This window comes from Paenibacillus sp. FSL R7-0345, assembly GCF_038595055.1.
Lineage (GTDB): Bacteria > Bacillota > Bacilli > Paenibacillales > Paenibacillaceae > Paenibacillus_AQ.
Map to the genome: position 1 here is coordinate 4,048,672 of NZ_CP152002.1, position 26,966 is coordinate 4,075,637.

At 42.1% G+C, this 26,966-nt stretch carries 22 protein-coding genes; 4 read left to right on the forward strand and 18 right to left on the reverse strand.

Annotated features, from left to right (window positions below):
* Positions 1-20 precede the first annotated feature (20 nt).
* Positions 21-1,724: an AarF/UbiB family protein gene (locus tag NST84_RS17230; protein ID WP_342561404.1), complete on the forward strand. Its 1,704-nt coding sequence runs from the start codon at positions 21-23 to the stop codon at positions 1,722-1,724.
* A 101-nt stretch (positions 1,725-1,825) separates the two neighbouring features.
* Here NST84_RS17230 and NST84_RS17235 read toward each other — a convergent pair whose 3' ends face one another.
* A complete protein-coding gene (locus tag NST84_RS17235) occupies positions 1,826-2,851 on the reverse strand; it encodes a polysaccharide pyruvyl transferase family protein (RefSeq protein ID WP_342561405.1) in 1,026 nt (341 codons plus the stop codon).
* The gene (locus tag NST84_RS17240; protein ID WP_342561406.1) at positions 2,848-2,997 is read right to left on the reverse strand and encodes a hypothetical protein; all 150 of its coding nucleotides are present in this window, start codon (positions 2,995-2,997) and stop codon (positions 2,848-2,850) included. The genes NST84_RS17235 and NST84_RS17240 overlap by 4 nt, the downstream gene beginning before the upstream one ends.
* A 142-nt stretch (positions 2,998-3,139) precedes the next feature.
* On the opposite strand from NST84_RS17240, the gene NST84_RS17245 reads away from it, so the two are divergent.
* Together NST84_RS17245 and NST84_RS17250 are read left to right on the forward strand one after the other, a co-directional pair.
* Positions 3,140-3,784 carry a TetR/AcrR family transcriptional regulator gene (locus NST84_RS17245; protein ID WP_342561407.1) on the forward strand — a complete coding sequence of 215 codons (645 nt, stop codon included), beginning with the start codon at positions 3,140-3,142 and terminating at the stop codon, positions 3,782-3,784.
* Between the two features lie 15 nt (positions 3,785-3,799).
* The gene (locus NST84_RS17250) at positions 3,800-4,729 is read left to right on the forward strand and encodes an alpha/beta hydrolase (protein ID WP_342561408.1); all 930 of its coding nucleotides are present in this window, start codon (positions 3,800-3,802) and stop codon (positions 4,727-4,729) included.
* 65 nt (positions 4,730-4,794) lie between these two features.
* On the opposite strand, the gene NST84_RS17255 is transcribed toward NST84_RS17250, so the two are convergent.
* The 7 genes from NST84_RS17255 to NST84_RS17285 form a co-directional block, all read right to left on the reverse strand.
* A complete protein-coding gene (locus tag NST84_RS17255) occupies positions 4,795-5,472 on the reverse strand; it encodes a Type 1 glutamine amidotransferase-like domain-containing protein (RefSeq protein WP_342561409.1) in 678 nt (225 codons plus the stop codon).
* 21 nt (positions 5,473-5,493) lie between these two features.
* Complete coding sequence (locus NST84_RS17260; protein WP_342561410.1) at positions 5,494-6,348, reverse strand: DUF2785 domain-containing protein; 855 nt, start codon at positions 6,346-6,348, stop codon at positions 5,494-5,496.
* 90 nt (positions 6,349-6,438) lie between these two features.
* Positions 6,439-7,359 carry a YafY family protein gene (locus NST84_RS17265; RefSeq protein ID WP_342561411.1) on the reverse strand — a complete coding sequence of 307 codons (921 nt, stop codon included), beginning with the start codon at positions 7,357-7,359 and terminating at the stop codon, positions 6,439-6,441.
* Between the two features lie 52 nt (positions 7,360-7,411).
* On the reverse strand, positions 7,412-10,003 hold the full coding sequence (locus NST84_RS17270) for an FtsX-like permease family protein (protein WP_342561412.1): 2,592 nt from the start codon (positions 10,001-10,003) through the stop codon (positions 7,412-7,414).
* Positions 10,000-10,683, reverse strand: a complete 684-nt coding sequence (locus tag NST84_RS17275) for an ABC transporter ATP-binding protein (RefSeq protein WP_342561413.1) — start codon at positions 10,681-10,683, stop codon at positions 10,000-10,002. Before NST84_RS17275 ends, NST84_RS17270 begins: the two co-directional genes overlap by 4 nt.
* A 23-nt stretch (positions 10,684-10,706) precedes the next feature.
* Positions 10,707-11,645, reverse strand: a complete 939-nt coding sequence (locus tag NST84_RS17280) for a VanZ family protein (RefSeq protein WP_342561414.1) — start codon at positions 11,643-11,645, stop codon at positions 10,707-10,709.
* 101 nt (positions 11,646-11,746) lie between these two features.
* Positions 11,747-12,556 carry a HAMP domain-containing sensor histidine kinase gene (locus NST84_RS17285; RefSeq protein ID WP_342561415.1) on the reverse strand — a complete coding sequence of 270 codons (810 nt, stop codon included), beginning with the start codon at positions 12,554-12,556 and terminating at the stop codon, positions 11,747-11,749.
* Positions 12,557-12,596: 40 nt separating this feature from the next.
* Here NST84_RS17285 and NST84_RS17290 point away from each other — a divergent pair, with 40 nt between their 5' ends.
* A complete protein-coding gene (locus tag NST84_RS17290; RefSeq protein WP_342561416.1) occupies positions 12,597-12,728 on the forward strand; it encodes a hypothetical protein in 132 nt (43 codons plus the stop codon).
* Between the two features lie 20 nt (positions 12,729-12,748).
* Here NST84_RS17290 and NST84_RS17295 read toward each other — a convergent pair whose 3' ends face one another.
* The 9 genes from NST84_RS17295 to NST84_RS17335 all read right to left on the reverse strand — a co-directional run bounded on the left by NST84_RS17295 (position 12,749) and on the right by NST84_RS17335 (position 26,827).
* Positions 12,749-13,432, reverse strand: coding sequence for a response regulator transcription factor (locus tag NST84_RS17295; RefSeq protein WP_342561417.1), 684 nt, complete (start codon positions 13,430-13,432; stop codon positions 12,749-12,751).
* A 177-nt stretch (positions 13,433-13,609) separates the two neighbouring features.
* A complete protein-coding gene (locus tag NST84_RS17300) occupies positions 13,610-15,853 on the reverse strand; it encodes a DUF3656 domain-containing protein (RefSeq protein WP_342561418.1) in 2,244 nt (747 codons plus the stop codon).
* 450 nt (positions 15,854-16,303) lie between these two features.
* Positions 16,304-16,639, reverse strand: a complete 336-nt coding sequence (locus NST84_RS17305) for a helix-turn-helix transcriptional regulator (RefSeq protein WP_342561419.1) — start codon at positions 16,637-16,639, stop codon at positions 16,304-16,306.
* A 381-nt stretch (positions 16,640-17,020) separates the two neighbouring features.
* The gene (locus NST84_RS17310) at positions 17,021-18,193 is read right to left on the reverse strand and encodes an IS256 family transposase (protein ID WP_342566463.1); all 1,173 of its coding nucleotides are present in this window, start codon (positions 18,191-18,193) and stop codon (positions 17,021-17,023) included.
* A 535-nt stretch (positions 18,194-18,728) separates the two neighbouring features.
* Positions 18,729-19,958 carry a caspase family protein gene (locus tag NST84_RS17315; protein ID WP_342561420.1) on the reverse strand — a complete coding sequence of 410 codons (1,230 nt, stop codon included), beginning with the start codon at positions 19,956-19,958 and terminating at the stop codon, positions 18,729-18,731.
* Between the two features lie 38 nt (positions 19,959-19,996).
* Positions 19,997-24,559 (reverse strand): ATP-binding protein, encoded by a 4,563-nt coding sequence (locus NST84_RS17320; RefSeq protein ID WP_342561421.1) that lies wholly within the window; start codon positions 24,557-24,559, stop codon positions 19,997-19,999.
* 384 nt (positions 24,560-24,943) lie between these two features.
* Positions 24,944-25,612 carry a hypothetical protein gene (locus NST84_RS17325; protein ID WP_342561422.1) on the reverse strand — a complete coding sequence of 223 codons (669 nt, stop codon included), beginning with the start codon at positions 25,610-25,612 and terminating at the stop codon, positions 24,944-24,946.
* Between the two features lie 211 nt (positions 25,613-25,823).
* Positions 25,824-26,180: a hypothetical protein gene (locus tag NST84_RS17330; RefSeq protein WP_342561423.1), complete on the reverse strand. Its 357-nt coding sequence runs from the start codon at positions 26,178-26,180 to the stop codon at positions 25,824-25,826.
* Complete coding sequence (locus NST84_RS17335; RefSeq protein WP_342561424.1) at positions 26,177-26,827, reverse strand: hypothetical protein; 651 nt, start codon at positions 26,825-26,827, stop codon at positions 26,177-26,179. The genes NST84_RS17330 and NST84_RS17335 overlap by 4 nt, the downstream gene beginning before the upstream one ends.
* Positions 26,828-26,966: the final 139 nt, after the last annotated feature.

The window sequence follows — 26,966 nt, forward strand, 5'->3', positions numbered from 1 at the left end:
GGAGAGGCAGATGGAAAAGAATGAGCGAATTTATGAAATTGATGAAGGATCTCCGGTTCAGAAGAACCATGCGGATGATTTTTAAGTTCGCGTGGGCTTTCTGGTGGCTGAGCAAACAAAAGTATTTTATACCAAGACGGCGCTTAGAAGCGAAAACAAAAGCCATATACCGAAAGCAGGCTGTCTATTTTACGAAGACTGCAATGGACATGGGCGGGTTAATTATCAAGCTTGGGCAGCATGTCAGTGCACAGGTGGATTTTTTGCCGAAGGAAATTCTTGATGAATTGTCCAAGCTGCAGGACTCCGTAGATCCGGTGGATTTTTCTGAGATAAAACTTAAGGTAGAGAGCGAGCTCAGCGCGTCCATTAACGAGATTTTTGCCGAGTTCAATACAGCTCCTATCGCAGCGGCTTCCCTTGGTCAGGTACATCGGGCAACATTACGAACTGGTGAACAAGTCGCAGTGAAGGTTATGCGTCCCGGGATCGAGGATATTATTGAAATCGATTCGAAATCCATTCAAATTGCTGTCCGGCTAATGAAACGTCAGACCCAACTTGCAGCCCTCATGGACCTTGATACAGTGTATGATGAGTTTTACGATACCGTTATGGACGAGCTCGACTATCAAAAAGAGGGACGAAATGCCGAAGAATTCCAGCAGCAGTTCACCCATCGGAAGGATATCGTTGTTCCAGGTATTCACTGGACCTATACAACCTCAAAAGTGCTTACTATGGAGTTTATGGAAGGTGTAAAAATCAACAATTTCGTCCAGCTTGCTGCCTGGGGTGTGGACCGGACGAAATTAGCAAAATCATTGATGGAGATTCTTGTAGAACAGATTCTGATAAACGGCTTCTTTCACGCAGACCCGCACCCGGGCAATGTTCTCGTGCAGCCAGACGGCACCATAGCCTTAATTGATTTTGGAATGGTCGGACGAATTCCCGAGGATATGAAGAAGCAAATGGTGGCCCTTTTAATGGCGGTGTATTTAAAAGATGCTCCCGGCGCAATTAATGCCCTTAATCGTTTGAGATTTTTAAGACGGAATACAGATTTAGAGGTGTTTTCCAGGAATCTCACGTTATTATTTGACCAAATTAATGGGGATACGTTTGACCTCAGCTTCGTGACATCAGGTGACAATGTTGAGGAGTTACGAAATTTTTTCTATTCCCAGCCCTTTCAGTTACCGGCAAACACAACCTTTTTAGGTAAGGCAATGATTACAATTTATGGACTCTGTCTGGGACTGGACCCTGAGCTGGACTTGATCGGGACCGCTAAGCCTTACATCCAAAGGGTTGTGCTTAAAGATCTGAAAGGAAGTGTCTTTTCCACCGTTCTGGATGAAGGCACGAGTCTGCTTAAAGGAATCCTTCCTACGACTAAGAAGTTCATTTCTACAGTAGATAAAATGGATAGCGGAAACCTACGGGTAAAGCTATCAAGTTCCTTTGAGAAAAAATTAGTTGAGACGCAAAATAAAAATACAAGACGGATTATCGCAACGATCATTGGAGGGGTATTTCTTCTGACTGCCTCCAACATGTGGAATGAAGTGAATCCTATCGTTTCTTATGTGCTGGGCACCCTGGGGCTGCTCATTATGCTGAGCCAGCTGATAACGGGAGGAAACCGCCGTGAAGCAAGACAGGTCAAGCATATGAACGCCATGCGTGAACGGAGCAGATTGGAAAGACCGAAGAATTAATATTTGCCAAAATAAAGAGGACCGACATTTAGTCGGTCCTTTTTCCATCACCAAGGTAGAGATTGACGACGGTTTTCGCCGGACACATGCTTACGTTTATTTTAAAATTCCAAAGCAGCTTTAAGAAATTGAAGTGAGCTATGGCGAAATGCACTTGTTTTTGATTCGTCAATATGATGAAAAGTACACTCACCGATATTTGGAATGTTTGATGTGTCATAAACATAACAAGAAGATAGTCTAAATGTATCCAGCAGAGCTAACAGTCTTGAATCCATTGATTTGGGGTCCTGCGGATTATCCGATACCGGGAAAACCAGAAATGGAACCTTATATAAAATGGCAAAAACAGCCCCATGAAAAGCACTGGTAATAAAATACTTAGCGTGTTTTATGTATCCTACAAATTCCTTCGGACCAACTGTAGCTGCTCCAGCAGCTGCAAGAGTTATAATCTCGTAGCCGCACTTTCGTGAAAGTGCTTCGGCATATTCCTGAACCCCTGTATCTCGTAAATCATAGGTCAGTATATAAGCTTTTTCTACAGGAGCTACACATATTTCATCCCATTCGGATCTATCGAGAAGCATCACAGGATCCAATACATGAGATATATCTCCATTATTCATCGTTGACACAAAGGGAATGGCACTTTTTTCGCGAACAGAAACGAAGTCTAAAGAATTAACGTGCGGGGCAAGGATCCTTTTTCGATCAGGCTCTATTTCTGCTCCCCCCATGCTTGCTGCGTATGCAATTTTCGTTTTTGATTCAGGGACAAAAGAAAGTGCCATGCAGGGTAGAACGCCGTCGGAAATAACCCATGGCAATCCCCATATTTGGTCACTGCCGCACACAAAAAAATCGTAATCATCCACGCATTCTGCAATATCAGATACTGTATATAAGCGTTTGCTGTGAGGAATGCTTTCGGAAAAAATCCTGAAATGTTCAGCCCCTTTAGCGCTTTCATATGTTTGTAAGGTGTGTTCGTTTAGCCACTTGAATGTAATCTGCTCACAATGAAAGCCTAGCTTAGCTATAGCTTTTTGCAGTGCATAAGCTCCAAGTTGGCCACCATAATTGTAGTTTTTATAATAAAGAGTAATAATACCAACTCTTTTCATAACTGATTATCCTTTCGTTTGCCAACTTCAATCGCAATGAACTCCGGCAAATAATCGGGAGTACAGCCCCTTGATACCATGTCACCTTTATAAAGCCCCGCTACCTCACCCAGCTTAATACAACGTGCACGATGCTTCTGATCCATTTGGTACAGCTCCTTTCGGCCTTGCTCTTCTTAAATAATATCCGATAATTCATTTTCCGCCAAAAAAAATTGATATTTATAGCTTTTTATTTTATACTTACAAAAAAACATACCGATTGAATGTTTTTAGGGAGGAGATCACTTGAAAAAGAAATATACAGCTAAGGAAGCCAGAAACTTAATCCTTGATACCGCTTCTCTTTTATTTATTGAAAAAGGCTATGAGCAAACTTCCATCAGTGACATTGTTACCGGATTGGACGGGCTCACACGCGGGGCTATTTACCACCATTTTGAATCCAAATATCACATTATTGTCGGAATCGCAAAAAGGTTTATACCGGAACAGGAGTTATTAGATTCTATTGATAAACGGGATGATCTAAGCGGCTTGGGAAAAATTCAAACGATTCTGCTGGAATCGATGTTTAATGAGGATATTACCAAATCGACAGTAATCTCTTTGTCCTTGCTCAGGGATCCCGTCTTTATTTCGATTTATAACACTCAAATGTGCGAGGTTTTTGTTCCAATTATAGAAAGGTATATTATTGCCGGCAATGCGGATGGCTCTATCACGTCACCACAGCCAGCACAAATGGCAGAGGTTGTTATTTTATTAACAAGCACCTGGTTCATTCAGGCCTTATTTCCAAGTACAGCTGAATCTTTTTTTGAAAAATTAAAAGCAGCCCAATATGTTTTAAAACAAAGCGGAGTAAATGTTATTAGTGATGAGGTCTTTTCCACAATCGTCCAAAAACTTACAGAGGCTGCTAAGCGGTAAAAGAAGGAGCAAACAATGAAAAAAACGTTTAAAATTGTCGGGATCATTTTACTATCGATACTAATCATTATTGCATTATTTTTTGCAGGAATTTTTATTAACAATAAGCTTCAACTGGGACGCGAAGAAAAAAAGATCGTTCCTTACGGTGAGTCCGTTGTTATAGACGGAAAAAAAATGAATGTTCAGATCTCCGGAAATGGCAGCAAAACCATCGTATTATTACCTGGCTATATGACAGCCGCACCCGTTATTGATTTCAAGCCTCTGATTGATGAGTTAGAAAAAAAGGTTCGCGTTATTGTGGTAGAACCGTTCGGTTATGGTTTAAGTGAGGATACAGACACGGAAAGATCCGTTGAACATTTAACAGAGGAACTACATAAGGTACTGGTTATGCAGGGAATTAACAAATACACGATTATGGCGCATTCCATTTCAGGGGTATACTCTCTTGACTATATTCACAAATACCCTCATGAAGTTGAAGCCTTTATAGGGATTGATAGCAGTCTTCCCTCTCAGGGAGGGGCTGATGATAATAATCAGGGGGCCATTGAATGGCTAAGTAAGTCTGGACTGTTCCGGTTACTCTCCAATATAAACGCTGATATACTGAACATTCCGGATGTGGGAGCTGTACTGGGCGAGCAGTATAAATATTTATCACTTAAAAATATAGGGTCAAAGGCAACCATGAATGAAGGCAAAGCAATGCCGGAGAATTTTAATAAAACCGCTGAGATCCAGTATCCCAAGAATCTGCCCGTGTTATACTTTTTGGCTACTGAAAGTACAGAGCCTGATGATAACTGGTTGAAGATTCATAAGGATATGGTTAAGAATAGTGAAAAATCCGCTATTGAAATCCTAGAGGGAGGGCACTATCTACACCATACTCAAGCAAAGCAAATAGCTGAACTTACTGCTGCTTTTTTAGAGTGATATGTTCACTCCATTGATAAGATTGTGAGGTTAGCCGGCTTAATCCGGTTAACCTCATTTTTCATCTAGAGCAGCTGGAGCGTCTCAACCAATTCCTCTATCTTTGAACGGGAAATTAAATATACAGGACCCATTATTTCTACTTTGCCGTCCTTTACACGTATAGCGCTCTCCTGCTCTGCCGCATAAACCTCAATTTTTTCAGATAAGGGAAACAGGTAGCCTTGAACAAATGTGGCGTAGTCGCGTTTAGAATGAGATTCATAGGCAAAAGGATCACAGCCCATACCATCATATACACTGCCTGTTTCAGCGTCATCGTCTGCGTCATTCAATTTCAGCCAGTTCGCAGCCATATTTAACGAACCGGCGCTGGCACCCAATATAACGGCATTGCTGTTCTTAATAAGATCCGACAACTCATATTCCGCTAAAAAACCATTCTGCCAAACCGGATCTCCGCCGCATAAGAAAATGACAGACGCGTTATGAAGGACCCGCCGGGCCTCTTCCTTCTGCATGCGGTAATCAATGAAATGATATTCATCAAAAATAAGGTTTGCCTGATGCAGCCAGGTCCATTCAGAACTATCAGCAAAGTTAATTTGCTTATCTTCACAACCAGACGGCCCAGCGCTAATCATAACAAGCGATTTCCGGTCTTGGATATCCTCCTGCAAACACTTAACAAGCCTCTCTGGAAAAAAATCATTAAACCAGCTGAAATAGTAATGAGTATTCAATTTAATTTACCTCCGGTTGAGTTATTCAACGTCATTAAAGCAGTTTAATTCAGCCTCAGCCGTCAGCATGGCGCCGTTAAGAATAAGATTATGAGAGTTATTCCGGGCCGTTGTTCTGAAATACAGGCTGCGTACAAAATGTTTCCCGTTAACTCTGGCGATTCTCTGCGCGCGCGTATCCGGCCATTCCGTACACTTCGACAAGCTATGAATCCAGCCGGCAATCTCCTGCTGCGGAAGCAGCGCTTCGCTGATCATCGTGTCCACAATGCTGGCCATGCGTTCGTCTTCCTCCTCGTCAAAAATCCGGACACCGTTATGTAGCATCCCTTTAATTGCCACCAGCACCTCGTGCTGTACTGCATTATCGCTTTTTGGATGGCGGATCAGCTCCTCCAGGGCATCTGCCCCGTGAGCTGCAGCATGAGCCCAGCCTTCGGCTGCCAGATAACCGCGCAGATCCTCCTCCTCCTGATAATAGCGAAGCAGGGAAAGCTTTAGATGCTCGAACTCGCCGGGGGTCAGGAATGGATTGTTCCTGTCCCGCTGCACTATAAGGGCAATAGGCAGAACCGCAAACGCCCTGGTAAGCACACTGTGGTCGCCCTCGCTTCCAATCCGGCAGAATAAATGCCGGTCATCCATCAGGACTGCCAAAAGCTGCCGCAGCTCCTCACACGAAAACTTATTATCGCGCTTCAGCCATATGTAAAAGGTAGAATAGATATGCTCACGAAGCTCCGCCTCCGGGTCCCCAATATGCCGCAGCATCAGATAAGTAAAATCTTGTAACCTTTCTCCCTCATGCAAAATATAGCGTTCCTCCTCCAATCTTTGCAGCTTTTGTATCAGTTCCGTTCGCGTATCCTCGTGCATTTGGTCGCTTGCCTCCTAGAGTAGTTATAGCGGGCGTTATGCTTCCCGCCGATATCCCTACTATAAAACACAATGACTGACACCAGGGCGTCAGTCATTGTAGGTTAAAAGCATATTTCGTATATATTGCTGCAGCTCCGCACGTAATTCACGGGGCTCCAGCAGCTCGCACTCCTTGCCGAAGCTTAGAATGAACTTTAGCAGGCCCTCCTCATTAGGAAAAGTATCCGAAACAAGATAAAAACCATCTTCCCCCCGGCTAATCTTCTCCTTCTGAAAATACTCGGTAAGCTGTGCGCCAATCCGCGAAGTGAATCTCAACACAACCTGTATGTCCCGCTGCGAGTAGCTCTGCTCAATGACCCCGGCAATCCGGTCTGCTGCCAGCTCTCTTTTTTCAAAAGCCGGCCCCTGCTCCAGCTGCTTGATCCGCACAAGCTTGAATCTGCGGTAGTCCCTTCTGACCCGGCAAAAGCCTGTCACATACCAATGGCCGTGGCGAAAGTCAATCGAGCTTGGCTCTACCGTCCGCTCCAGATATTCCATATCCCTGTTAATATATTTGAATATGAGCAGCCTGTTATCCGTAATGGCCCTGCTTATGATTCTCAGGTATTCTTTCATTTCCTGCTCCATGCTGAAATGGGACAGATCCAGAGTCAGTTTGTCCTTATCGGGATCGGGCTTATAGGTATGTTCAACCTTCAGCATGATGTCATTAAAGGCTTCATTCCTGCCGAATAAGCCGTGTAAATTTTTCATTACCGTTACAAACGTATGTGCTTCATCCCGGTTTAAAAAGAGGCTGCTTATATTATAGCCGTCCATAATATAGTATCCTCCGCCCTTGCCGCTGGACGCTGCAACCGGTATGCCGGCTTCGCTTATTTTTTCGATATCCCGGTAGATCGTCCGCAAGGATACCTCAAAATGCTCGGCAAGCTCCTTGCCCGTTACCGTACCTTTACCGGAGATGATCAGCAGCATGGAGAGTAATCGATCGACTCGCATGATTGTGTGCGACGCTAAAGTAACGTCTCCTCCTCTGGGTGAAGTAAGTGAATCATATATTCTCTTGCTTTAACGCATCAATAATATTCTCCTTTTTTACTTTAGCTCCGGAATAAACAACCGCAGAGCTGACAATGACAAATACGCCTACAATGACAGACAGAATGCTCATCCATGGCAGGGTGAACCCATAGCTGAATTTGTTCGCAAATGCTTTATAGATCAGAACCATCGCGGCGAAACTGATAGGAAGCCCATACAAGAGCGACTTGACCCCATAAAAAACACTCTCATAGTTCAACATTTTTGCAAACCCCTTTGGCGTCGCGCCTACGGATTTCAGCATCGCGAATTCCCGCTTGCGAAGAGCCAGCCCTGTTGAGATCGTATTAAAGATGTTGGCAACGGAAATTGCAGAGATTAATACGATAAAACCGTAAGCAAAGACGTTCATTAGCAGAATTTGTTGTTCTTCGCTTTTTCTGAATTGATATACATTGTAGACATTCAGATTGGTCTCATTCATCGCTTCAATTTCCTGCTGCGTTTTCACCGGTTCCGTGCTTTTCAAATGGAGGTACATCGAAGCGTTAGCCAGCTCCTCGTCGTCAGCCAGCCGATTCATAACGCGTTCCGACACGATCATATTTAACCCGCCTACGCCTACCGGGCTCATCCCCATCGGTGCCTTATCCGTCAATGCGGCAAATATCACTTTGTTTGCCTTCGTTTCTTCCCCGCTCTCTTTAATAAAACTCGTTAGCTCGATATGTTGACCGATATTCGCATATATGGACTTCGTCTGAATATATTTCCCCGTGTCCATATCTTTGTAATGAATCGTATCCATCACGATTGCGGCGGGATGCTCCAGATCCGTAAGCTGTTCGTAATCTGCGTGAGCCGCTCTGGCATAGGCTTGCAGGCTCGAATCATTCAGTGCATGGAGTTTAATGTCGTAAGGGTATTTCCCGTCTTGCAGCATACTCTGATCCTGCTTGACCTTCTCTTGCAACTCGTCGGCGATGCTTGCCGCATCAACCCAAGCGTTCCCGACTAACTCATGAATTACGTTGTATTCCGTGACGCCATCCAGAGATACAAGCGATTGCATTAACTGTTCATCTAGTCCTTTTCCATTACTGGTCGACACTTCAATATCGTAATTGATGCCTTCCTGGGACAATGCCAGAGATTGTGTCAGGCCAGTCGTGAAAAACGATATCGTCAAAAACAAAACGATGCTGATGACAAGCGAAAAAAGAATGACATGATGTCTTCGTTTGTTCCTTTTTAAGTTTTTCAGCCCGATTTCTGCTTCGATTCCGAAGAGTTTACGAATGATCTTCGACGTCTTCACTGCTTTGGCCGTAAGCTTTACGTCAGTGGTTTGGCGAATCGCGTCCATGGGAGATACTCTGGATGCCTTGGCCGCCGGGAGATACAACGAAACGAAAATCGTCAGCATTGAAACAAGACAAGTAATCAAGAGCAATAACGGCGTGACGATAAGCCTCAGCTTCTCACTAGTCCATAATGCCCCTTCAATCCTTGTGTTCATGAACGAAAAGGTGATTCCGATTCCGGCAAGACCGCATAGGATGCCAATGGGAATGCTGATCAAACCAATGACGATACCCTCAAAAAACACGGAATTTCGCTTCTGCCGTTTCGTCGCCCCCACGCTCGCAAGCATCCCTAAATGGCGGGAACGTTCCGAGACGGATATCGCAAAAGCGTTGTAGATGAGCCCAACCGAGCCAATTACAATGACCCCCATAATGATTGCCGATAATGAGAACATCATGCTGGATGAGGCTCCGCTGCCGGACAAGCCATAATAATGAAGCAAATCGTTATTAAATTGGACAGTGTCAATTTGGTTTTTCTCAGCCAGCTTCTCCGCATGTGTGAACAAGAACGGATTGACCTGCTGCAAAACCACCGAAGCATCGACCCGATCGTCCCCCCCGAGGATATGATCATCGGCATAGCTAATGATCGTATAACCCGGGGCCCAGTCCGTTTCCGACACGGGACGTTTAATGAAGCCTACCACCGTATAATCCCTGATTATGCTATGCTGTAATGTCTCAGTCAATGTGCCGTCTTTCCTGCGCAGCGGTTGCGTCTGATCCAGGGGATGTTCGCCCCCTTGTTCATATCGGTCGCCGACGCGAAGCGTTAAACGATCGCCGATTTCGTATTTCACTTTGCCATTTGTTACAACAGACTCGGAAATCACAACTTCCTTGTCCGTATGCGGAAGACGTCCCTTGCTTATTTCAATCTGAAATTGTGCAAACCCTTGCACATCATATTCCTTAATGAACAAGTACGGCTTATTGGAATTTTGTCCCCCTTCTAATGGGGCATACCCAAGTTCTCTTGTGATTGCAACTGTTTTGGTTGCATCATCGCCCTGTATCGCCGCAAGCTGTTCTTTAGTTATATCTTGATACTGAATATGCCACTCCCCTGTATCTGCGATCGTTTGTCTGATCATTAAATCCGCAAAGGAAAAAATAAGCGTAATGACAGCGGTCATCATGGATACTGAAATAATCACGCCAACAATAGTCACAAGTGTTCGTCTCTTGTTCTGCTTCAGATGCCGGATGGTTAATGTATTGACAATATTCATCGCCTTATTACCTCGTCTTTGGCAATCCTCCCATCTTCAATCGAAATGATTCTGCCGGCTTGCAGGGCGATCCGTTCGTCATGCGTGATTACGATCAGTGTCTGATGATAGGTCCTATTCAGCATTTTCAATAAATCGACGATCTCGCTGCTATTCCTGCTGTCCAGATTCCCGGTGGGTTCGTCAGCCAGCATGATCGCAGGATTGCCGATGATCGCCCTGCCAATCGAGACACGCTGCTGCTGTCCGCCGGATAGCTGATTCGGCAGATGGTTTAATCGATGCTGCAAATTCAACGTGCTCACAAGATTAGCCAATTGCTTTTGATCTACCTTTTGTTGATCCAGCAAGAGCGGCAGCGTAATGTTCTCTTCCACCGTCAGGACGGGAATCATATTAAAAAATTGGTAGATCAGCCCGATTTGTCTGCGCCTGAAGATGGCCAGCTGCGTTTCGTTCAAGGTATACATATCCGTATCCTGAACATACACTTTCCCGCCGGTCGGTCGATCCACACCGCCCAGCATATGAAGGAGTGTCGATTTTCCCGAACCGGAAGGTCCGATAATTGCGACGAATTCACCTTTTTGGACCGAAAAGGAAACATCATCAAGCGCCTTTACCGCCGATTCGCCTGTGCCGTATATTTTAGACAAATTTTCGATTGTTAAAATCTCCATTGTCATCCCCCTTCCCTAGATGCTCAATTCCAGGTATATACCATCTCTCTATATCCAACATCCCAAAGGGTTTCATTCCCCTCAATGGTTATCTTAAGCTCCTTAGCCCGGGTGAGATAAAGGATCCTCATATCCGGCTCATGGAGCTGATCTTCTGCAGATACAGACAGGAGCTCTTGCCCGTCAACGGTAACCTTAATGCTGCCCTGAAAATCCTTATGATCAGGAATTCCATAATTCAAGCTAAGATACAGCTCTCCCTTATTGCCTAACGAATACGTATAGGTTTCGTTCTTTTTACCTTTGGTGTCATACACATTATATTGGGGTTTCACGTCTTGACCGCCAATCTTAAGACGGTCCTGTCTGGTTCCCGTTAATGGATTTCCGGTACTATCCTTCCATTCGTTTATCGCTACAAATGGGCCCACCTCTTTGGTGAACACTTGATCCACTATTCCGAAGACTCCCCACACGGCGAGCATTAAGGCAGCACTGGCAATTCCTGTAGCAGCGATATTTCTCCAGTAGTTTTTTGTACGAAAGCCAATCTTGTACGCCCCGAATCCGATAGCAGCGCCCAATGAGTTCTGTATGACGTCGTTCGTGTCAAAGCTGCCGAGGAATGTTAGTGCCTGGATGGTCTCCACCACAAGAATGGACAGGATAAACCCTGTCATAAGGCGAACAAAGCTGGTGCGGTATAACAACGGAAGCAGTATGCCAAAAGGTATGAAGGCTGCAAAGTTTCCAATACCCACCAAGTCCATCAGTGTCGGATGCTGAAGATCGGAAAGACCCGGCACCCTAAAAAAACTGTCCGGCAAAAAAATAAAGGTGTACTGACTGATTTGATCCACCTTATCCGCTCTGCCGAAAGCAAAAAGCATAAAATAAAGAATAATCAGGGTGTAGCCTATCGTGATAACAAAAGTAATCTTGCGCTGCTGCTTCACTTGCATGGTTGTACCTCCATCGTTCATCTGATGAATATCATTTTATCTGTCCAAAATGACTTTACAGTGACGCTGGAGGTGACAGTTCAGTCACTTAAGGAGTGCTGTTAAATCACATGCTTATAAAATTTGATCCGAAACTCTGTGCCCGTCCCGCTGTTGCTCGATACATCAATCACGCCGTTCTGGCTTGCAATGATGCTTTGAGCCATCGCAAGCCCTATACCGATGCTTCCTTCATTAGCATTCTTTCCTTTATAAAAGCGTTTGAAAATATAAGGCAAATCCTCTTTCGGAATACCCTCTCCGTTGTCAGCAATAACAATTTCCGTAAATAGTACGTTGCCGGAAAATGTGATGGTAATCGCACCGCCTTCAGGTGTATGCTCCACTCCATTTTTCAAAATATTGATCACCGCTTCAGCAGTCCAATGGAAATCGCCGGCAAAAGAGACGTTGTCATCCCCCGTGACGGAAACGGTCTGTCCCTTAATATCCATCGGAATCATAACCGGCTCCAGTGCCTTTTGGATAAGGGTTTTCATGTGTATTCGATCTTTTTTGAACGGGATGGTTCCCGCTTCCATTTTCGCCAGCTTTAATAAGGATGAAACAAGCCAATCGATCCGTTCAAGCTGAATGCGAATATGATGGGTGAACTCTGTTCTTTTGAGTGGAGGCAGGTCTGGGGCGCTTAACAGATCTGCCATGACGGTCATAGAGGTGATCGGTGTTTTGAGCTGGTGTGAAATATCGGAGATGGCATCGGTCAGTTGAAGTTTATCCCGCTGCAATAGCGACCGGTGCTCGGAGAGCATGCGTGTCACCTTGTAAATATCATTCTTTAAGATGCTAAGCTCACCTTCCTGATTATCGCGAGGGTCAAGGGAGTCCTGGCCGCTGCTAATCTCCCGCAAATATACGGACAGCTTCTCTAGCTCGTAATATCTCCGTTTCGTGAATAATAAAGCTGTGCCGGAAAGCAGCACGGATACAATAATAACGAGGGCTGCGGCGGCGGACGAAATGAAGGCAGCAATGACGATCGCCGATAAGCTGATCGAGCCCATGACGAGTAATAATATTTGATTTTCCCGATTGCGCAGCATCTATTCACCAACCTTATAGCCTAAACCGCGTACCGTTTTGATCAGAGCCGGCTGCTCTGGATTATCCTCCAGCTTTTCCCTTAGCCTTTTGATATAGACCGTTAACGTATTGTCATTCACGAAGTCGCCGGCCACGTCCCAGATCTGCTCCAGGAGCTGATTTCTGCTGAGGACCTGTCCAACGTGGTTCCCAAAGATCAGCAATAAGCGGTATTCCAAGGCGGTTAGCGAAATTTCGGCACCATTTTTATATACTTTGCCTTCCAGCGTATGGATGCGCACATTGTCAATGTCGATGACCGCTCCGGCATGGGACAGCTTCTGGTATCTCCGCAAGACGGACTTGATCCGGGAGAGAAGCTCACGAACCCGAAAGGGTTTGGTAATGTAATCATCGGCTCCCATATCGAGTCCCATCACCACATTGACCTCATCATCAATCACCGTTAAGAAAATGACCGGAATATCACGTCGTTCCTTCACCAGCTTGCATAATTCATAGCCAGTTCCGTCTGGAAGCTGTAAATCGAACAGGCATAAAGTGAACTGATCGATGTCCTCGGCGAGCACCTTTCGGGCAGCAGCGGCATCATGGCAGAGAACGGTCCAATAACCCTCTTGCTGCAGCGAATATTCCAGTCCCGACGCGATCGTCTTATCATCTTCAACTAATAATATTTTCATCTGAAGGTCATCCTTAGGATTGATTTTAGAAAATTTAATGGCAGACTTCACGGCAAAAATCGTTAAGGTCTCCACCATAAAGCATATACCATGATCTTGCAACACATAAAGACCCCTTTCGTGAGGGGTCTTCCATTTTTTCAGGAGGAATTTAAGCAGAACCATCCCTTTGGCTGCCTACACTATCTCTTTATTAAAATGTCCTCTTGTGTCTGTTTCCTGATTAAAGACAGCATTATTCATGGAGCCGTTTAGTTTGCCTGAGGCCATATGAATGACTTTCACAACCTGCTCTTTAGATTCAACTGTGAAGTTTAATCTGAGCGCCTGGATTCCTTTGATGCTTGGCAGCTCATCTAAAAGATTAAGCGTCTTCCCGTTAAGGAGAGTCGTTGTACAATCCTCATGGGAAAGGATAGGGAATGTTCCGTGCTCGTCTTTTAGCTCATAGCTCTTCGTTTTGCAAATTCTACATTGATTCATTTTTTTCATCGGACAATATTTTGTAAACATCAACGGAGCCCTGCCATATACGATCATTTCCAGTGCAGGATAGCCGTCATTTTCTTCATAATAGGCATTCATTAAATCTTCAATTTGGCTCTTATTCAATTCATAAGATAAAGTGACTCGTTTGGCACCTAATTTATATAATTCATAGCAACTGGTAGCATTTATAACATTTAGAGAATAGTCCGTAACGAACGGATTTGTTTCTCTGTAGTGATAAATGCCGCCATATCCTCCGATGAGCAGCTGCCCTTCTTTTTCCTTATACTCGTTCTGATTTCTTCTAACCACATTTTCAAAATAAATTTCCTTAATTCCACAGCTCACGCAAGCATCATACTGTTCCTGATTCGTTACAGAAGCTGTAAGGTATGGTTGTTCAGGGGCAAAGCTTATTTTTTCTTTGGCTTTCAGAGCCTTGGTTCTTTTCTTCCGGCTGTTAAGCTTTAAGTCATATAAGCCCTGTACAATCTCTCTTCTTGCTGCATTTAACAGTTTAGCCGGAATAAATGCATTACATTCCTCATAATCGACATGATTCAGTTCGAATATAGTATCATTTAATCTGGAGAATTGCTTGATGACCTGGTCTTTTGTGGTTGGATTATTAATGGCTTCGCCTAGGATTTCCTCGCTTTCATATGAATAATTAAACCCCAAGCCCTCCGCATCTATGAACAGCTTTGAATCTGGACATGCATATACTCTAATATCCAGGTTAAACCGCTTAAATTCTTTTTCAAGTGATGCTTCTAATTCTTTGTGGTAGTAATAATCCTTCGTTTTATATACTACATCTCCCGTAGACATCTTTTCTGTAACTTTGATATAGCAGACATCATCTGCGGTGTTAATTAAATCGCCATCTTTGTTGTACAGTTTTGCAACCGTTAAATTAACATCTTCATTGTTATGACTTATCCGGATTGTATCGTTTTGATTTAAAGGACGTGTAAGAGTTATTTCATACCGGTCTTTATCCATCTTGCTGATTGTTCCAATTTCATAACCAAAGTTATTTGGCCTTGAGATGTTTGTAATATTTCTCCTGTCTTCGTGAAACAAATATCCTTTAGTAAAGGTCCTGTTGAATGTTTTTTTCAGATTTTCTTTCTCTTCTTCGGTTATTTTATGATCTAAGGCCCTGCGATATTTGGATACAACATTAGCAACATACGTAGGCGCCTTCATTCTGCCTTCTATTTTTAAAGAATCGATTTCTTTTAAATCATGGATGTAATCGATTGTGTTTAAGTCCTTTGTAGATAGAATATAGCTTTTCCCTAAAGATGTGTCTGTTGTCTTATCCATTAGTTCATACTCCTTACGGCATGAACCCACACATCTTCCGCGGTTTGCGCACCGATTGCCGAGTAATCCCGACATTAGACAGTTTCCGGAATAAGATACACATAAAGCACCGTGAACGAAAATTTCTAAAGGGATTTCAGCTATTCTTTTAATCTCTTTTACTTTTTCAATCTTAACCTCACGGGACAGAACAACTCTTTTAGCACCAAGTTCTTTAAATAATAAAGTTCCGTCTACATCGTCGATTCCCATTTGAGTTGAACAATGTGCTTCCAGATCAAGAAAGTTTTTAACGATATAATCGAAACCAGCCAGGTCCTGGACAATAATGCCATCCACACCGGCTTCATTTAATTCGTGTATCTGCTCCTTCATCTCTTCAACTTCGTTTTCGAAAACGATGGTATTCATTGCAACGTAGATTTTAACGTCCCTCAGGTGCGCATACGTAACAGCCTCTTTTAACGATTCTAAATCAAAATTAGAGGAGTATGCGCGTGCACCAAATTTTTGCATTCCTAAGTATATTGCATCACATCCATTAGATATTGCAGCTTTTAAAGCTTCCATATTTCCTGCTGGAGCTAATAATTCAGTCATTTCTTCCTCCTTGTGACCCATAAATTGTACACTATAATAGATTGAACTAATAATATTGCTGTTTTGGGATTGCATGTGACTCCAGAGAATGTTTGGACTTCCAGCCGCTGTTGTCTGCAGATTTCTTGATTTATACCGTTTTTAACGGTTGAAATCCGCAGACAAAGGCGGTCGCTACCGCTCCTCCAGTTCCAAAATTCCCCTCCGCCACTTTTCCCTTAACTTAAATTCTTAAGTTCAATCTATATAGTTAAAGCGACATTTTTTTTACTTAAGAGATATTTTTTCTTACGCCTATATAGCCCTGGTCTTTCGACAATTTAAACTCAGCACCATTGATCATAAAATAAGATTTACACTTAAGCTACGGCAAAAAGCACAAACCAATGGTTTGCGCTTGTGTTTTTAATGACCTTATTCGTCATGAGAGGCTTGCCTTATCATTATTCTTTATAATAATTCCTTTAGTACATTTTTCGCCACGCGTATCTTCTCATCATTAGCGTCACGAAGCATACCTACAATATCCTGAATATCCCTCTCAGCTGAGGTAACCATAAACTCTTCATTCTGATACGCAAACAGCTGAACTAAGTTAACTTCAAGCGATTCCGCTATCTTATGTAAATTCAATAAAGAAACGTTCTTCTCACCACGCTCAATCTGCCCTATGTACGAAAAATGAAATCCGCCTTTCTCCCCAAGTGCTTCCTGCGATAAACCCCGCTCTTTCCGAAGAGCACGAATCCGGGTTCCGACGAGCTTCAATATTTCCTTATCCATCACGGTATTCACCTCTCCATGTCAAAAGTGTAGACAAGTCCTCAACTCTATGATTCGTGCGTTATACATCTATGAGCATAAGACAGAGTTTGGCACAGAGATATCATTAATTGATCTATTGCTGCTAATACATACAGATTAATAATCCTGGGCCTGAGGTTGTGGTATTTGTAGGTGAGTTGAATTTTACTTAATGAGGAAGGACATGAGCTAGAGGTGATACGGGAGGAGGATATGAAGAGAGTGATGAGGAGGGCGGGTGAGGTTTTGGAAGAGTTATGCTGGAGGATGGGGATGTAGAGAGAGGCCATCATAGCGGGGTCTGTCAATAATTTTGTGTAAACTCTTTTAAGCACAGATTCCACCGAGGGGGAAGTCGCGAATCTAGCGCAAGTGTTGATCGACCCGATCCGGGAAGAAGACCGACAGCTGGAGCAGCATTTGGCCCCAGTTTTGGACACGTCCCGTCCATTTCCGAGTGACGTCTACGGTGGCCAGATAGAGCATCTTCAGCAATGCCTCATCCGTAGGAAAGATACTCTTTCCCTTCGTCACTTTACGAAGCTGACGGTGGTAACTCTCGATCATGTTGGTGGTGTAGATGAGTTTGCGGATCTCAGGCGGGTACTTGAAAAAGGTAGCAAGCTCGTCCCAATTTGTTCGCCAAGAACGGATAATAAGCGGATATTTTGTTCCCCAGACCTCCTCGAAACGGTCAAGTTCAAGTAAGGCGCCTTCCTCGGTAGCTGCCTTGTAAATGGGCTTTAAGTCGGCAGTCACCTTTTTAATGTCCTTGTAAGACACGTACCGCGTGGAGCTGCGGATTTGGTGAATAATACACTTCTGGATTTCAGTTTGGGGGTAGCAGGCTGCAATCGCTTGAGAGAACCCAGACAGGTTATCCACGCAGATAATGAGAATATCCTGAACTCCGCGATTCTTCAGTTCATTCAGCACACTCAGCCAGAACTTGGAGGACTCATTCTCCCCAATCCACATGCCCAGCACGTCTTTGTTTCCGTCCAGATCAATGCCAATGACCATGTAGGCAGCTTTGTTGATAATAGCCCCGTCCTGCTTGACTTTGAAGTGGATCGCATTCAAATAGACGACTGCATAGACCCCTTGCAGAGGCCGATTCTGCCATTCTTTAATGAGAGGGACAATTTTATTCGTGACATTGGAAATGAGTGTAGGCGAGACCCCAATGCCGAACATCTGCCCCAGATGATCCTGGATTTCCCTGGTGCTGATCCCTTTAGCGTATAGGGCAATGATTTGCTCTTCGATGCCGGTTATATTGGATTGATGCTTCTTAACGACCAAGGGCTCAAACTCAACCAGCCGGTCCCGAGGGATGGCGATTTCCTGCTCTCCGTACTCACTGACTACCGTTTTACGGCTCTTCCCGTTGCGGCTGTTTGGTGTGAGCTTCGCTTTCACTTCATGCTTTCCATAGCCCAAGTGGGTATCCATTTCAGCTTCCAGCATCTCCTGAATCGTCTCTGCAAACAGATCTTTTAAGGCAAAATGACTGTATCTAGATATTATAGTGATTTGAGAAGTTTAGAGAAAATCGAAAAAAATTTGGGGCTTTTAAAATAAACTTGCCGCTTCAAGCAGCGCGGTGAACCGTATCACAAGTAGAGGTAAGCGGAAAATTAGAGTCAGACCCCTAACGGGTCTGACTCTTCTTGATTATGGAAAGTAAATTCACATCAGTGCAAAAAGGTAATTTCCTCGCTATGAGAGTCTGTAAAATATATTGTGTAAACTCTCAAACCCATTAAAATGGAAGTAAGAGAAAGGTTGGGGAGAACACATGGGACTTTGGTCAAAACAGCAACTTCGGGAATTCATTAAGGAGAACAACTCCGCACAAGATGCGCAGAATACTGTTTTCCGATTGGTTGAGTCTCTCTGATCCTTATATTTCTCATTATAGAAAAATGAAAAATCGTGAATTGTACTTAAAAGTGAAATCTGAGCCTCCCTGTATTCCTTAATATTTGTCGAAGATAGACTTATATCTGTCAATGCTATAAAAAGTTTATCCAATCCAGGGCACAGGGGTGTTACAATATGGAACAATTCATCTTCCGAAATTTTCTGCAGTATTTAACATTTGAACTCTAACCTGCCTTAATTGTTCAATAGCTTCTATATCACTTATAGTGTTTTCATTCATAAATTTTTTTAACATAGTGTACAAGGAGTTCTTTTTAAAGTGAACATTATTTATTATTTTCTGTTGTTTATCACTTAATCTATACCACCAGTCTTTATTTTGCTTTTCATCTACCCATGTGGCTATTCCATAATAATTAGAGTTAGTAATATCTTCTTCGGAAAAGCCAAAGTAAACCCATATTATATTAGTTTTTTGATTTTTGTAGGTATACTTTTGTTGCTCGCTTTTATAAATATCAGCATGCTTCAGAAGCCTGCTTATTTCAAGAGTTACCTTTGCTATGTCTTCATCTTTTAACATGGATTTCAGAATAACTTTAGCAGCATATCTTTTTACTGATCCATTGTGAAGAGGGTCTAAGGAATGGATTATAAAATTATTATTTTCCAGATAGTAATGCTCTCTAACATATGGGGCATAGTCTGAGGTTTTCAAAAAAATTGTTCCTCCCATATTGGCTCTAAAAATAGCATGCTGCGGATTATTCGGGTTATTTTCCGTTTGAATTTCCAAAGCTCTTTTTACCCATGTTTGTAAATCTTGTAATGACAACATTCCCTCTCTCGATAAAAACTTGTTTGTTATTGCAGTACATAATATATTTGTAAAGACACTCCCTATATCATCGCCAAAGGAAGGCTCTTGCTCATTACTAGATGTTAGAACCGCATATCCAGTACCATTAAACGTATCAATAGAATCTTCTATATCAATTTTTATGCTTTTTGCAATACTAAAGTTACCTGAGTAACAACAATCTAAAAACAATACTTTATTTCTAGCTCTTGATTTACTAATTACTTCAATTAACTCTTGCGTTTTAACAAATCCATCACTTAAAGCCAAATAATGTGGATTAGTAGAAGTGCCATGCCCTGAAAAATAAAAAATAATGGTTGCTTGTTCTTCGAGCTCAGCAATAAAATGCTTTAATTCCTCCCAAAATCTCTCAACGGACACAACACCATTAAAAGATTTTCCTAAATGAATAATGTCTCTTTCTTGGACATGCAAACCGACTTTGATTGCTTGACTGAAATTATTCATATCCAACAAACAGAACGGAAGATTATTTGCATTTATTTCTGTATAATCACTTACACCTACCACGAATGCTTTTATGTTATTCACATTATCGCTCCCTAATAAGAATAGGCTTTGTATCCTCTCTAACGACGATCCCACTCTGCAAGAACACCCTGGGCATGCATAGAAAAGGATTTCATTAATATATCGAATATATCCATTGCTCGGTTCTGTAGAACTTCATCTGATAAAGGATCTGTGTAGATATTTATTACGGCAAGTATTAAGTCTCTTGAATCAAGGTACCAATTATCTCTATTACGAAGATGCTCATTACCCATAATCTCACTGATAGCTGAAAGGGTCCACTCTGGATAATCGGTAGCATGTTGCCATAAGATTTCACCCAATTTCCCTCCGTAGGTCATTGATCTTGAGCCTGCAAATGCCATAATTATCGTCCGGATTTCTTGTCTTAGTTCTTTGCAGTTTTTCTTAATATCGAGCAATAAAAAACTAATCTGACGCTGAACTTCTTCGTCCTCATCGTTCATTAGCTGGAGTAATCCATCCATAAGAATAGAGGAGACATTATCAGGAAAATTATATGAAAGTATTCGTGCAACACCTCGACGATGATAAGGATTACCGTTTATCGTTTTTGTTAGTAAGGTCATAACTTGCTCTTTAACATATTGACTCTCAAAGAGATTCTCAGAAATTAAAGATAAAGCAACAAGTTCAGCTCCGCGTTGTTGAATCTCATCCTTCTCATCAGTGATAAATGCGTCTAACTTAGAAACGAGACGTTCAAATGGCTGCCCCATTGCCCAATAACAAAAATCATTTGTATAAGCTATACGATATAACTGAGGATTCCCTTCAATTGCATTCTCAAATAAATCTAATGAACGTTCACGATCTATTCGAATCATATATATCAATTCATAAATCGCACCAGCCCTTAAAGAAATATCATCGCAACCGACAGCATAATCAAGGATTTCCCACTTCTCCTTCTCCTTCTCACGATATATCTTCATCAACGCATTCATGGCAGCTCCACGAACTGAATTATGACAACCTGATACCGGGTCTTCAGTATAAGATTCTTCTATTAAGGATGTATCGTAAAAATAACTAATTAAGAGGCCTATAATCCGTTCCGGTACTTCTTCATCTGCTCGTTTTTCAACAGCCCATGCTATAGTCCTTCGTATATTTCGATCTTCATAATATTCGAAGAGACTGATAGCAGCAAAGAATTCACTTCCTGAAATGGTAGAGTCTGTTATTCCATATAACACTGCCTGCACATAATTGTGGTCAAACCCATCTTTATTTACTGAGAAAAGGTTAATAAACCGTTCAGGTTCTTTCCTCACTTGCTCCTGCAGGAGTCGAGCCAGGGATTCAGCCCCTCCCTTTGACCAATCAGAATGTCTGACTCCTCTTTGGTATTTAGCCATCGCCTTTTTCCATTGCTGATCTGTCATTTTCCTCACTGCCTCAGCATCGATAGGCGATCCCACTACTCCACCTCTAATCCGGCGGGGGTTATCAGATGCTTGGTACTCTGGAAATTTCCTCTCCAACTCCATTAATCGTTGTTTTCCATGCGAACTGAGGTATTCACTAGATATCGAACTTAGAATTCTACACTGACTAAGGTCATGATACATATATCCATCTAGTTTCCACTTTTTATTTAAGGGCAAACGGGTTATTATAAAATCTTCTAAATCTTGACGTTCTGATTCCTGAAGATAAGGCATTATTGATTTAATCAGATACCTACTTTCAAAATCTTCATTACCAATTTTCAATCTACGTGGATCAGCTAAGATGAAATTAAGAGCCGTTATGGAATGTTGTTCTGGTACCTGCCGCAGTATATGCGCTATTAGAAACTGTATAGAATCATGAGGAATGTTATACAGATAGTTAATCTTCTCCACAAATATTTGCGGGTGTTCTTTGGCTAACAGAATAAAAGCTTTTACCAAGGTCTCATTCAGTACAACATCAAATTCAACTTGGATCCTATCATACCAATTACGAAATAGAGAATCAGGGATAAAGTCCTCTTCCGTTTCTGGAACCTCGTAGCTTTCAATCTTTACCGCTTCTATCAGCCAAGGAATGATAATTTCCAAAAAGTAAAGTGCCGATTTGTTCACGACAATTTGAAGAGCTTCATCCATCAATGTTGAACCCAGTTTATTCATTTCTTTATTGAGAGAAATAAAATTAAATTGATACGATTCTGTTTGAATTTGATTTCGCTCTTCTTTTTTTCTTCTATAGTTCTTTATAGCCTGGTTCATGAAATTCCGCAGAATACGGCAAAATGCCTTCGAATCGTACTGGGCCAGTTCCTTCCAACCAAGGTATGAAACGCGGTTGTCAAGTTCACTTTTCTCCATCACAACTTCAAATAACTTCACAGCTTCCTCGCATTTCCACGAGCGAATCTGCAAAACTAGATTTTCAACAAGCTGTTCTAAACATTGACTTTTGTTGTAATAAGGAAGAACTAACACTATGATTTCACTTTGCCGCAAATCAATCATTGAAGTTAAATAGCTGAATACTTCCTCTAAAAATCTTTCATCTTGCCCATCCATTATTTCAGGGATTACTTGAGTTCTCCAATATTCGAACCATCCCGGATTAAGATATGAGAATCGTAAGAGCTGAGAGCGAATATTCAAGTCTGCTGACGTCCGCTTCATTAATCTCCATTCTTGCTCTGTAGGGGAAGCGAGTGCAGCAAACCAACGGTAAAGATGATTTTTCAAATGGTATCGCAAATCGTCAGATTTTAAGAGCGCATTAAGCTGCATAAAGTAGGAACGTTTATCTTCCTGCCCTCGCAAGAATGATAAAACTTGCACCAATTGTGGCCGCTGAAATAAGCCTTGTGGAGAGGCGACTAAAACATCAACAAGAGAGTAACCCTGTTGAACGAAGTTTCTGGCATAGCAATAATCAAAAAACGTTTGATGAAAAAAACTCAGTTCTTTACCTTCATTAAGTATAATACCTTCGCTGGATAACCAGTGGAATGCACGTTCTAAAGCGTTTGTCTCCTTCTGACTAAGAAGAAACTTTGGCACCGTAATTCTTTGCTTATGGTCCATATATTGTGCGATAAGAAAAAGAGCCCGTTCGCGTTCCCAAGCAGGTGGGGCATCGGCGTGTTGCTTCATAATCACCCAGTCCCATACAAGCTGGTACAGTTCTTGGAGGCTTGAAAGACTACGGTCTTGCAGCAACTCTTTACTTCCGTCTGATTCGTAAGCCATTAGGAAGAGGTTTAGATGTAAGGGAATTCTCAACAAATTCTGTGTTGTGGGTAGTAACTGTTTGTAATCCACACCCACATCGCATAGAAAATTTCCGACTTCTTCATTAGAAAACTCCTCAAGAGAAAACACTTTACAGTTCTCAAGATTTTTAAGACGAGGATCACTATCGAAATCAAATTTACGACAACTGATAATGATACGCACGCCTGGGATGGAGCGCAGCCTAGAAATCAAATCTAATGCCAAATTTAATGACCCTTGATCATGAGCCATTGATAGGGAAAGAGCGTCAATTTGATCAATTAATACAACAAAACGCCCCTGTATAGCTAATGTATCTGCGAGTCTTTCCATTCGAACAGGAAGATCCAATTTGCTTTGTACATCCTTCAGGCTCTGGGCATCTAATAGTTGCTGATCTGCTTTAATCGCCAAAACATCGACTTGCCGGCTCTCCAATTCCTCAAGAACCTCTTGAATAACAATCGTTTTTCCTGTACCTGCTTGATCCAAAAGTACTCCTACAGGCTCCTTGTCTGAGGTTTCCAAAAGCCACTTAGAGATATCTTTGTAGTCATCACGCAAAAGCTTTTTCCCCGTTTTCCCTATTGTGTTCTTCTGATGTCTCATAATAGAACTACAGGAATAGACAGCAGAACGCAATTCTGAAAGTGATACTGATTCAGATATTACAATCTGATTCTCTTGCAGCCACTCTTGGAGACTTTTAACTGTATGTGATCCTCTAATTCGAGCATCACCACCTACTTTATCCCGTAGGATTGAAAACAAAGCAGTAGGTGCTAAATTAGATTCTGGCATCCAGTATCTCATCTTATCTTTCTCAAGCATCTGCCGTGGTTCAATTTCTATATCTATACTCGCAAAAAATTGTAATAATAAATCATTATTACTTTTTAGTTCTAAAGATAAGAATTTATTTAGATGTTCAAAGAATACAAGCTGATTAGCCGTGAGCCTTCCTTGCCACTCTTCGTAACTTTCACAACTTGAAGTTCGTTCCACCAAGCCCTTAGCTTCATATATTTCATCCTTATGTGTGCCACAGATTAATTGTAATCTGTCTTTTCCCTTGTTAAAAGAAGAATGAATGAACTGCATTTCAAAATCCTTCCACAATTTCCCCCAGGTACTTTCTGTGCTACTACCTTTAGAGATAGATTCCTTCGCTTGGATGTACCACTTTACTTCATTTGAAAAAGTAATTACGATATCATCAACATGTTCAGGAGCCTCTACTCTGACTTTAGTTACTTTCTGAGCTACAGAAAAAGACCTTGAATCAAGCATTCTACCTAAATATAACGCTGCAATGGCATTTTGATATGAAATTCCTGCCTGAGTCGTTGGTCCACCGGATTCAGCAATTGCCACATCTCTCCTCCTTTTCCAATTCCTTATTCTGTACAAATACGTTCAATGAATTCCCCAAGAGGTTTACAGGCCAAATGTCATCTTTACCAACTGGAGCCTTAGAAAAGAGTGTTGTTAAACAATTATCTTAAACTCATTACTTTCATGGTAATGTACCGGTTGCCCAGCACCATGAGCGTTTCTGTTCCTGATCGTCAAGAAAATCAAGATGGACGACAAGTGAAGGATCAAGTAAGTAAACTCAGCTTCAATTCAAAGACCGAAAAGCAATTTTAGCGCAGCCACTTCCGCTGACAACATACTGGAAGGGACTTTTCCTTTATCCGGAAAAGCCCCACGACTTATTCTAAATATATTCATCTAAATTCTGGGTGTTTAGTCATTTTACTTGTGCGAGTAAAACTCAACGACTTCAAAGGGAAAGCCTTTATTAATTGTATGATCGTAGCTATAAAGATGATCGCTATTATTTTCACATTTACCCACAGTTCGTTTAAATCTTTCATCCTTGATAAGGTTCACTCTTCCACCACATATAGGACAATAACCATACTTCTTTATTGAATAAACATCGCCTTCCTCATCTTCAAATAGAATTGGTCGTTTATTTTCTTCATACACACCATCGTCCAATAACTTTCTGTGTTTATTACGTGAATCAAGTGCATATACTGCCAAGCCAATTGTAGTCATTATCAAAAAAAGAATAAAGCTGTTATTCCGAAAAAAATAAGTGACAATAGTTATAACTGCCGAAATTACTGACAACACCCCTGAGACTTCAAACTTTAACTTATACCCCTTAACTCCACCCCAAACTTTTCGATCAGGGAGTTCCTCATAATCTACAACTAATGCATTCGCCGGATCAGTAGCAACTGTACGGTTATCAATATAAAACTCCTGCTTACTGTTAATACCCAGCCCAATGTTAACATTATCGTGACCTGCATCAATTGTATTTAAACCCTCTCGTTGATTAACTGGATCTTGGCAATATGGACAGAAACTAAAATCTTCCTTAATTTCCCCTCTACATTTCCTACAAATCATCTTATCACTCCAAATCAGCCAGAATGTCTTGGCTAATTATACCATAAACGAGCTAAACTACTGCACCGATAATAAGGATCCTATCTTTTGTACGTGAGCTACAAAAAAACAGCAACCAATTCCTTCTGTAGTTCTCTCAGCCCAAAACTTGCCCCTACTTGTGATAAGGTTCACCACAGTAATTCTTCAACGAATCCCCAGCATCCCCTCATTAAAAAGCTTCATATTTTAATTTTTTTGTATCCCCTACAAGCTCCCCCACCCTTGCTTCAAAAGCATCCCACTTAGTATCAGAACCTACACCATAGTTCCACCCGCTGGAGCGTAACTCCTCCCCTAGACGAATATAATCTGCCCGCTTCTTATCCGTTAAGCTAACCGATAAGGTCTCGTCGCTGACGCTGAACTCTCTCAGGTAATCATGTAGTTTCCACAGAACAGCTTCTTTATCATCGTCTTGTTCCATTCCCATATGCAGGAGAACCGAATCAATAGCATCATCCAATTTCTGAGGAACGAGAGGTTCGCTCACCCAGTTATTATCTATTTGATACCGCAGCATGCTCACGATAACCGCTCCACCGCCTGCGGTAACGTTCTTTCATATTCCTTATGTAAAATATAACGCTGGGCGCCTCCCGATGCGTCCACAGCTTCCCTGGCATGCTTAACAGCCGCTTCGCTGTTACCTGCTTTGTGTTCCAACCCAGCGAGCAATGCCGATCTCATCCACCGCTTTTTAATAGATTCCAGATGTTCTAGTGCCTGAGCACTTCTCCCTTCCTCCAACAATAGCACCGTCTCGTAATATTTCCTGTGATCGGGATAGCGGATATGCGGCACAGCTTGCCCAATAGCAGCCATATCTTTGCAATAAAGTCCGTAAGCCGCCTTGTAAACTGCCAGTGCCTTTGAGTGCTTATACTTTTTCATCAGCTTATCCATAGTCGTTTTCACTTCGTCATCAATTTTGTTTGCAACAACATAATGAATATAAACCCCAGGTTTGTGTTTCTGGCTAAGCAGAAAGTCTTCCACCCGTTCCACACGCTTCTCCAGAACAAAAGGATAAACAAACAGGATCATATAACCAATTAGGAAAACCGTTAAAGCAATCCCTCCTGTCAGAATGGGTGAATAGCCGTTTGCGGCCATTATCACAGCAAACACAAATATCACGAAATAAAAGAAAAGTTTCCCCAAAAATCGCTTCATCCTAAATCCCCTTTAACATCAAACTTATAAACACATTTGGAAAAATTATACTTCTCTGCTTCCAGACTAGTCAATGCACTAACGATTATCTTATCCGGGCAGCCCTGCTAAATAGTCATTCTCAGCAACTTATCCGCCT